At 53.9% G+C, this 10,073-nt stretch carries 9 protein-coding genes; all 9 read left to right on the top strand.

Annotation, left to right across the window (positions count from 1 at the left end):
- The coding region (locus ACYC56_RS09080; protein ID WP_461373864.1) for a hypothetical protein at positions 1 to 515 on the top strand (515 nt) is incomplete at its 5' end.
- Positions 516 to 521: 6 nt separating this feature from the next.
- Positions 522 to 3,575, top strand: coding sequence for an MMPL family transporter (locus ACYC56_RS09075; protein WP_461373863.1), 3,054 nt, complete (start codon positions 522 to 524; stop codon positions 3,573 to 3,575).
- 221 nt (positions 3,576 to 3,796) lie between these two features.
- Entirely contained in the window at positions 3,797 to 4,429 is a 633-nt protein-coding gene (locus ACYC56_RS09070) for a cyclodeaminase/cyclohydrolase family protein (RefSeq protein WP_461373862.1), read from the top strand.
- Positions 4,430 to 4,473: 44 nt separating this feature from the next.
- Entirely contained in the window at positions 4,474 to 5,343 is an 870-nt protein-coding gene (locus ACYC56_RS09065; protein ID WP_461373861.1) for a bifunctional 5,10-methylenetetrahydrofolate dehydrogenase/5,10-methenyltetrahydrofolate cyclohydrolase, read from the top strand.
- A 285-nt stretch (positions 5,344 to 5,628) separates the two neighbouring features.
- Positions 5,629 to 6,105, top strand: a complete 477-nt coding sequence (locus ACYC56_RS09060; RefSeq protein ID WP_461373860.1) for an aminoacyl-tRNA deacylase — start codon at positions 5,629 to 5,631, stop codon at positions 6,103 to 6,105.
- Positions 6,106 to 6,281: 176 nt separating this feature from the next.
- Positions 6,282 to 8,048 (top strand): diguanylate cyclase, encoded by a 1,767-nt coding sequence (locus ACYC56_RS09055; RefSeq protein ID WP_461373859.1) that lies wholly within the window; start codon positions 6,282 to 6,284, stop codon positions 8,046 to 8,048.
- 132 nt (positions 8,049 to 8,180) lie between these two features.
- Positions 8,181 to 8,633, top strand: coding sequence for an NUDIX hydrolase (locus tag ACYC56_RS09050; RefSeq protein WP_461373858.1), 453 nt, complete (start codon positions 8,181 to 8,183; stop codon positions 8,631 to 8,633).
- Complete coding sequence (locus tag ACYC56_RS09045) at positions 8,630 to 9,514, top strand: Clp1/GlmU family protein (RefSeq protein ID WP_461373857.1); 885 nt, start codon at positions 8,630 to 8,632, stop codon at positions 9,512 to 9,514. Before ACYC56_RS09050 ends, ACYC56_RS09045 begins: the two co-directional genes overlap by 4 nt.
- A gap of 39 nt (positions 9,515 to 9,553) precedes the next feature.
- Positions 9,554 to 10,073: sulfite exporter TauE/SafE family protein (locus tag ACYC56_RS09040; protein WP_461373856.1), on the top strand; the 520-nt coding region annotated here is incomplete at its 3' end.

Here is a 10,073-nt window from a genome sequence, read left to right as displayed (position 1 = left end):
TCAAGAACAAAGAGGACCTGCTCGAAACCCTGTACGACGAGATCACGGGGATGATTCTGAACGTCACCGAAGTCAACATGGGCTGCGACGCGGTTGGTGCCATGAAGACGGTCTGTCGGGGCGTAGCCTCTACGTTAACGATATTTCAACAGCACCGGGACCTTGCCAGGATCATGATGATAGAGGTCGTCGGTTTAAACCCCCGTTTTGAGCAAAAAAGGGCGGAGAGCATACAAAAGCTGTTGCTTCGCATAGGGCAAAACCTTGAAGCGTTTCAGGGAAACGGCCTTACGACGATCCCCGATATTAAAGCCGCGGCTGTGGCGTTTGAGGGAACGATTTACCACACTGTCATAAGCTGGCTCTACGAAGAAAACCCGGGTAATCTTATTGATTCCATCTATCCGCTGGCCGTCTATAACCTTCAAGCGCTGGGAATCGCCTTCAGCGAGACCGAAGTGAAGGGCTACCTGGGTGAGATATCATCGCAGGAGTTCGGGTTTGAACAGGGGTAGATCAAAATGCTAGCTACGTTAAACCGCTTAGTGCTACGTTTTAAATGGCCCATCGTCGCTTTTTGGGTTATCCTGACGGCGCTCGTTTTTTGGAAGGCCCCTTCTCTTTCCGATGTCGCTAGAACCGATGACAAGAGCTTTTTATCGTCGGACGCCGATGCCGTAAAGGCCGACAAGCTGCTGAAGGAATTATATCCGGACAAAGGGGGAGGCAGCACCCTGATCTTTACGCTTGAGCGTAAAGGTGGGATGAGCGATAAAGACCGCACCTATGCGAAAGAGCTTGAGACCTACCTGGAAAAGAATAAAAAGGCGTATCGGGTCAGGGGTATAACGTCGCCTTTTAGTCAAAAAGAGTTTGAAAAAAACATGATGACGAAGAACCGTGAGGTCGCGCTTATCGCAGTCAATCTCGCTGCGCCGAGTTTTAGTGAGGTCGCCAACGAAATAGTGCGCTCTCTCTGGAAGCACATCGGGCCCAAACATCCAGTGAGCGGTAGTGATGCCCCCCACATACCCCCCGGGCTTTCTTTACATGTCACCGGAGATGCCGCAATAGGCCAGGAAAAGGTCGATGCGATTCAAGAAAGTATGGGCCTTACCGGTAGGATAACGGTGCTTCTGGTCATGATCATGCTGGTCCTGATCTACCGGTCGCCGGTAGCCCCCCTGGTGCCGTTATCCACCATAGGGGTATCGTTTCTTATTTCACGGGGTCTTATTGCATCGCTCACATCGCTGGGCTTAAACATCTCATCGTTTACGGAAACCTTTCTGATCGCTATTTTGTTCGGCGCCGGCACGGATTACTGCCTGCTGATTATCTCGAGGTTCAGGGAGGAACTCTCATCTGGAAGAACCGTGCCGGAAGCCCTGGATTCGACCCTGTTCAACACGGCCGAGTCGATACTATCGAGCGGTGGTACGGTTATCGTTGGGTTTGCCTTTATGATATTCGCCAAATTCGGCCTGTTTAACACGACGGGCCCCAGCATCGCGATCGGTATCGGTATAACCATCCTGGCCGCCATAACCCTCACCCCCGCACTGTTGGCTATTTTAGGGGAACGTGTTTTTTGGCCGGCCCACCCGGCTAGAGCCGTGGCGGGGGGAAACAACCGGAACCGTTTTTGGGATACCCTATCGGGCGCCGTCACATCTAAACCATTGCTGTTTATAGCGATAAGCCTTATAGCCCTCAGCCCGTTTCTCGTATCGATGCTGGGGGTAACCCGCTCGTTCGACCAGTTGGGCGAGCTTCCGGGCACCTCCGAAGCGGCTCAAGGCTTCCACGTGGTCAAAGATAACTTCGATCAGGGGGAACTTCTTCCGATAAAGATCGTTTTGAAAACCAAACAGGACATGTGGTCCAACGAATCGCTTCAAGCACTGGATATGGTCGCATCCCGTATTGCGGGAATCGATAAAGTCGCCAGGGTAAGAACGGCGACACGTCCGCTCGGTGAGAAAATCACCGAGGTCAGCCTGCCTGATCAAATCAAAAGACTGTCTACCGGGCTCGACCGGATAGGGACGGGGTTTACGCCGATCATGACGGGTTTGGGGAGCATGGAGGACGGGGTCGAACGCGTCGCGGGAAGAATCTCGCAGGGAAGCGGCAAACTCAATAAACTTGCAGCCTCGACCGGGCAGGCGGGGGACGGTGTATCTAAGGTACGCAGAGGTTTACGAACATTGAGCGCCGGAACCGGGAGCGCTGTTTCGGGGCTTAATGAGGTCAACACGGGGTTAGGCGAGGTGTCAACCGGTGTTACCAGGTCCACACAGGGCATCGGCCAGGTAAACAGCCTTTTACAGCAAGTCCAAAACGAACTCGAGGCGCTTGTAGCCGAAAGACCCGAGCTGGCTTCGGACGCGAATTTTCAAAAAGCTTACGAGACGACTAAAGGTATACTGCCAAACCTGGCCGGTATCAGCCAGGGTTTAGGACAGGTACAGAGCGGGCTCTCTGATGCGCGGGCCGGCATACAGGGCGTGAGCGAGGGCTTGACCGGCATCAACGGTGGGATAGACCGTTCAAGTCTGGCATTGCTGCGGATACAATCGGGGCTGGAAGCGATGAAAACCGGGCAATTGCAGGCGGGCGACAAGCTCGACCGGGCTTCTTCCGGCCTCGCGCGCATAACTACCGGGTTTGGCCCCAGCAGGGACGGTTTGAACAAGATGGCATCGGGCATCGGGGATGCGAGAGAGAGCATGCACCCATATACTACCTCAAACGGCCAGCTGGACGGGGTGTTCTTTTTACCGCCTAACGCCCTCAAAGAGCACCCTGAACTGCGTAAAGCCATGGAATACTATATCGCCCCGGGAGGCAATGGCGTGGTTCTCGACGTAGTGCTGTCCATACCCCCGTACACGAATGAGGCCCTTGATAAAGTAAACAAGGTAAGAAGGGTGCTTGATGATACGATCGAAGGCTCGTCCTTGGAGGGAGCGCAGTTCTCTATCGGCGGGAGCACCCCGACATTCAACGAGATTCGCCAAGTAACCGCCGACGACTTGATCAAGGTGATGGTATTCGTGCTTCTCGGTATCTTTGTGATACTGGCCATCCTGCTCAGGAGCTTGATTGCCCCCGTCTACCTGCTATTGACGATTCTCTTAAGCTTCGCAGCCACGATGGGAATCACCCATCTCGTATTTCAAGTAGGTCTCGGCCGTGAAGGGTTAGATTGGTCGGTTCCCTTCTTTGCTTTTTGCCTTTTGGTGGCGCTCGGCGTTGACTATAATATCTTTCTTATGTCGAGGGTTAAAGAAGAGTATACACCCGGCGATGTCAGGGGGAGTGTTGCGAGAGCCCTTTCGAGCACCGGTAAAATCATCACCTCGTGCGGTATCATCATGGCCGGCACATTCGGTGCGCTGCTGGTTTCCCCTTTGGATTCTCTTGTGCAAGTGGGATTTGCGACGGTCGTAGGTCTTTTATTAGATACGTTTGTTATCCGCAGTTTACTCGTGCCCGCTATCGCCGTTAAGATAGGCGAGCTAAACTGGTGGCCGGGCAGGAAAGTCAAAATCGTCCCGGCCGACGCATAAGCTTAGTTTCCCAGTTTGCTAATTTCTTGACAAACCCCCCCCAAATTCTGGATACACGCTGGCACAAGTATTGACGCTCCTGGCGGGGTAACTTAACATAGGAAGGGTCTGTCTACACGGTAGCTTTACAAAGCAATTACTCAGTGATAAGTGTAGCGCGTCAGACGAAATTTTTACTAGCCTTAGCGGGAGCAAGGCGTTAAAGGGGGAGGATATTTGTAATGGGAATGTTGGACAAAAGTTGTAAGGACTTTCTGGATGTCCTATCGTCCAAAGAGGCCGTGCCGGGAGGCGGCGGCGCTGCGGCGGCCGGCGGCGCTATTGGTATGGCGCTTTCGAATATGGTCGGCAATCTGACCGTAGGTAAAAAGAAATATGCAGAGGTAGAGGACGAAGTTAAAGACTTGCTCGACAAGGGCTATGAGGTCATGGCCGAGTTGGAGACCCTGGTCGATCGCGATGCCGAGGTCTTTGAGCCCCTTGCTAAAGCATACGGAATGCCGAAGGATACGCCGGAGCAGCAGCAGGCGAAAGCGGATGCGCTCGAGAAATATTCCAAAGAGGCCTGTTCGGTGCCTATGGAGATCATGCGTAAATCCTACGAGGGTATTCAAATCCACAACCGCATGGGCCAAATCGGAAGCATGCTCGCCATCTCCGATGTGGGCTGCGGTGTCGTGTTCTTGAAATCCTCGTTGATCAGCGGTATGTTAAACGTCGCCATCAACCTTAACACGATTAAGGACCAGGACTTTGTAAGTTCGACACGCAACGAGATGAACCAGCTCTTAAGCGACGGCTCCAAGTTGGCCGACGAGACCCTGCAGCTGGTCCTCGATAAGTTAACCAAGTAAGCATGAATAAGATTTAAGTAAGAGCACGTAAGGGGGAGATTGAATTGGCGGAAAGACTGGCAGGAAAAGCCGTTGCTGATGCCATTAAGGAAGACCTGAGCAAGAAGATCGAAGAGCTTAAGAGCAAGGGCATCACGCCCAGGCTCGGCATCGTGCGCGTGGGAGCGCGCCCGGACGACCTCTTCTACGAGGGCGGCGCCAAGAAGACTTGTGAGACCGTCGGTATGGAGTATGAGGTATTTGAGTACCCGGAAGATATCGATCAGGTGGAATTTGAGAAAGCCGTCATCAGCGTCGGTGCAAATCCGGCGATTAACGGTATCTTGATGTTCGCCCCGCTACCGAAGCATTTGGATGAGCGCAAGGTCCGCTCGCTTATCCCGGTTGAAAAAGATGTCGATTCTATGAATCTTGCTAGTGCGGCGAAGGTTTTTGCCGATGACGCGACCGGTTTTGCGCCATGCACACCGGCCGCTTGTATGGAGATTTTGAAGTTCTACGGTATCCCGCTTAAGGGGAAAAGGGCCGTCGTGCTCGGTCGTTCGCTTGTCGTGGGCAAGCCGGTTGCCATGCTGCTCCTGCGCGAGCACGCAACGGTCACCATCTGTCACTCGAGGACCGAGAACCTACCCGAGGTATGCCGGGAAGCCGAAATTCTGGTCGCAGCTGTTGGCAAGGCCAAGATGGTCAAGGCCAATTTCGTGAAGCCGGGCCAGACGGTTATCGATGTCGGCATCAACGAAGACCCGGACAACCCCGGCAAGTTTGTCGGCGATGTCGATTACGGGCAGGTCGAGCCGATCGTTGAGAAAATCACCCCGGTTCCGGGTGGCGTAGGCTCGGTTACCACTGCGGTTCTTTGCAAACACACCGTTATGGCCTGTGAGATGCAGAACAACCTGGTGATGGCGTAGTATACGGACGACAAGTCGAAAACAAATATAAGGGCCCGCAGACAGACGCGGGCTCTTTTTGCTATTTATTTAACAATTGCGCTAGATTTTAAAGCCCATGCAGGTCATCCCTTGTAATCAATTATTGAAGAAATGGGTAAAATCTAGTGGTCGCAACCTTTCATGCCTGGTCAGAGGCTTGTTGATTATTTCAATGCGTATCGAAATAACCTTGTTGAAAGCGGCGGTTAGTGATACGATTTCTTAGTAGATGAGAGGGTTCTTGAAGCGTTGGGGGGGGCTTGTATGAGAACCAGTGTCGATTTACATAATTATTTGCAATCTCTCGAGGTTCCACATGAGATAAGCCTGGTGGAGATGCCCGCACGAACGGCGGCCATGGCGGCCATGTCTCTTGGGCTCGACCAGTCTGAAATCGGTAAGACGCTGATCGTCGAAGCCGATGGGAACCCGCTGGTGGCTATGATTCCCGGTAGCCGGCGTCTGGACGTGCGCAAGCTCAAAGCCATCATCGGCGTAAGCAAGATCAAGCTCGTTGAGCCGGAGGATGCGGTAAGCCTCACCGGCTATATCTTGGGCAGCATCCCGCCCCTTGCACACGCCAACGAAATGCCGATTTACATCGACTTACGACTCCTTTCCATTCCCGTTATCTATACCTGTGGAGGGCAGACCAATGCCGTGCTAAAGATCAAGCCCACAGACCTCATATCCGCCGGAAACGCTCAAATCGTCGACATTGCAGACGACGGCCGGGTATAATCTTTTCTTGTGACTGAGTGGTTCATATATTATTATAAAGTCGACTCCGACGTTTTTTTGGAGCGATCGAACTATTGAAATAACTCTGTTACTCCTATTCGCACCAGCCGATTCATAGTCCTTTCCTACCACCTTATGGCGTTGTTTGCGAAGCAAGGTTAATTGGATTTTTGACAATGAGCATATTATCCGTACCTGAGGGACTCTGCAAAGAATGCTACGCCTGCATACGTGCGTGTCCCGTTAAAGCGATAAAAATGGCCGACAGCCAGATAGAAATAATGGACGAGCGCTGCATCTATTGTGGGCGTTGTGTTGCGGCGTGCTCTAAGGGGTCGATCGAGCTTGGGCCAGATCTTGAAAAGGCCTTTGCGCTGCTTTCATCAGGGAGAAGAACCATAGCGGTTCTTGCCCCCGAGTATCTTGCATCGTTTTATCCCATGACACAGGAGCAGCTGGCCTTCTTGATCGAGTGGGCAGGGTTTTACGGATACGAGGACACCGTGCTTGCCGATGAGATGGTCGCACGGCAGTATCTTCGCTATTTCTCCATCGAACGGGACTTTCCGGTACTGCGCTCGACCTGCCCGGCGGTGACCACCTGGGTCGAGAAGTACTACTCCGCTTTGACCGGCTATTTGGCGCCGATCGCCTCGCCGATGGTGGCGCAAGCAAGTCTTGTCAAACACATTTACGGACCCGATGTAGCGGTGGTATATGCGACACCCTGCATTGCGGCGAAATATGAGGCCAAAAACAGCACTTCGGCCGATGCGGTTCTTACCTTTAAGGAGTTTAAACAGCTCTTGAGGATACGTTTTGCGGGGTCAGAGAACGAGCTGCGTCTGGAAGAGGGCCCAAAACCCGAGGTGAGGCGGCGTTACTCGGTTTCGGGGGGCTTCCCGCGCCCGACGATCGCCCAGTATAATATGCTCGACCCCAATCTCATGGTCGTGCGGGGTGTCTGCAACCTGGACAGCTTGGCAGGCGCGCTTCTCGCCGGGGACATCAAGGCCAAATTTATCGATATGCTGGCCTGTCAGGGATGTATCGACGGCCCCGGTATCGATACCAACTTAGGCATTCACGTGCGCAAGCACGTCACCGAGCAGTCGTATCAGAACCGTCTGGTGAAAGCATCCGAGCAACTCACATTCGACCAGGTCGAGCCATACCTGCCCAAGATCGACACATTCAAGGCGTTCTCGAACAAACAGGTCGACCTTCCCATGCCGAGCGAGCAGGCCATCCAGGAGATCCTCGCCGAGGGCGAGAAGTTCACGGCAGAAGACGAGCTTAACTGCGGTGCCTGTGGCTATCGGACCTGTCGTGAGCAGGCGATCGCTATCTACCAGGGAATCGCCGATTGGAATATGTGCTTTCCGTTCCAGCGTAAAGTCTATAACCGGATAATATCCCAGCTCAAAGAGACCGCCGTAACCGATGGGTTGACCGGTCTTTATAATCATAAGAGTTTTCTCGAGCGGCTCTCGGTCGAGTTCAATCGTGCGGAACGCTACGGCTCGGAGCTATCGCTCATCATGATCGATGTGGATAAATTTAAAGAAATCAACGATACCTATGGGCATGTGACCGGTGACTCGGTGCTAAGGATTATCGCCGGTATGCTCAAAGCCAACCTGCGCCAATCCGACCTGGCCGCGCGCTACGGCGGGGATGAGTTTGCGCTTATTCTCCCCGAAACCAGTGTTGAGAAGGCGTATAAGGTCGGAGAGAAACTGCGCCATAGGGTCGAGACGAACCCCATCCTGCTGAACCCCGACCTTAATATCTCCACTACCTTAAGCATCGGGGTAAGTTCATACGTATCCTCGATGTCCGAACCCTTGGGCCTATTGAGAAAAGCGGATGAGGCCCTTTACCTCGCAAAAGAAGCAGGCCGCAACAAGACCGTGGCCATAGCCGACGTACCCGTCGAGTAAATCCGGCCTCATTCCGCCGTCCCGGCCTCATTCCGCCGTCCCGGCCTCATTCCGCCGTCCCGGCTTCATATTCCATCATCGTGGGAAAAAATATCTATAATGCGATTTAATCGCGCGTTTGGGGGCGATCGTATGAAGACGGCTACCATCACCTCATCCGGTGGGGTGATTTTCAAGATGCGAGACGGAAAACCCGAGGTGGCCTTGATCGCGAGAAACGGCGGTGGCGTTTGGGGCCTTCCCAAGGGCCTTGTCGAAAAAGGAGAGACACTTACGGAAGCGGCACTTCGCGAGGTAAACGAAGAAACGGGGCTGACCGGTGATATCGTGCGGCAGATAGGTGAAATCGATTACTGGTTTTACTGGCGCCCTACAGAGGTACGCTGTCATAAATTCGTGCATTTCTTCTTGCTTCGATGTACCGGAGGCGACATGACCAAGCATGATTGGGAGGTTGAAGAAGTACGCTGGTTCCCGATCGATGAGGCGATTGCCACCGTTACCTATAAAGGCGAGCGCGGCATCATTAAAAAGGCCAAAGCTTTATTGGAGGATGAAAGCCAGCATGAAGAGCAGGCGGTATGAACCAGTGGATTGAGTTTAAAGAGATACCGCAAGTCCTCGTTGGCGAGCAGCGAGGACTTGTCTTTCTCTTAGGGGGACCCGATGTCGGTAAAAGCACGCTCATCCGGCGCATAACAGAGGCGTACCTGCGTGAGGGGCACGCGGTAGGCCTGGTTGACGGGGATGTCGGGCAATCCTCGATCGGTCCGCCGGCCACTATCGGCATGACAATCATAAGAGAGACCCTGCCTGAGGATTATCCTGTTCAGGCGCTCTATTTCGTGGGAGACACCAACCCGGTTCGGCGCATGCTCGAGGTATGCACCGGCTCGGGAATCATGGCCGGCAAGGCGCACGAGGCCGGTACCCAGGTGGTTCTCTTTGACAGCAGCGGCCTTATCGCCCCGCCGTATGGGGTGGCGCTTAAATATAACAAGCTCGCTCTTTTGCGCCCTGATATCGTTATCGCCATCGAAAAGGAAGATGAGCTTGCACCGGTACTATCATGGCTTGGCGGGTGCTGGGGCACGACCATGCTGCGGACCCGACCCCCTGTGGCGGCCCGACCGGTATCGGCGAGGCGCAGGACCGCACTGCGGCAGGAGCAGTACCGGCGCTATTTTCAAGATGCCGTTATGCAGGCAATCCCGGTTCAGGGGCTCTCCCTCTATCCCGCAGGATTCTTATCTGCAAAGGTAAACCCCAGCGGGCTTATGGTCGGTTTGCAAGGTGAAGGGTGGAACACGGTCGCCGTTGGCATTATCGAAACGCTCGGTGATGAGGTGGTCAGCGTTTTCGCCCCGCGCCCGCATGTGCCGGTGTGCGGACTTGCGGCAGGGGGCCTCAGGCTCTCGAAAGAAGGCGTTGAACTGGGACGGGTACACCCCCGTGAGTTTTACTAATCTCTAGTACGGCACATAAAAGTGTGCTGTACTAGCACTATGGGTCTAATCATTCCAATTATCATCGGACTTGCGGCAGGTTACCTCTCCGGTCAGTTCGGTATCGGCGGCGGTTTTTTGATGCAGCCCGCCCTGCGGCTTATCGTCGGCACGCCCGCCCTGGTATCGCTGGGAACCCCGATACCGGTTATCATCGTCTCGGCCATTACCGGCTCGTATAATTACTACCGCAACGGCTACATCGACGAGCGGCTTGCCCCGTATCTTTTTGCCTCGGGCATCGTAAGCTCGGTTCTTGGCTCGCTTGCCACTAAGGCCGTCAATGGGGAGTTGCTCCTGCTCTTTACCGCGACCGCGCTTATGCTTACCGCCCTGCGTTTTATCCGCGGCTCGAAGCGGGGCGCGGCAGATGATGCGCCTGGAATTCCGGACGAAAAACTTCCGCTCGCCGCCTCGCTCACCGGTTTTGTTACCGGGTTTTTCTCGGGTTTCTTAGGGCTGGGCGGGGGATTCTTGCTGGTACCGGCCCTTACCATCATCTTCAAAAAGGATGTGATAT

It is taken from the genome of Candidatus Aquicultor sp. (assembly GCF_054640775.1).
Note: the sequence above shows the minus strand (reverse complement) of the source record. Positions and strands in the feature narration are given on the sequence as shown.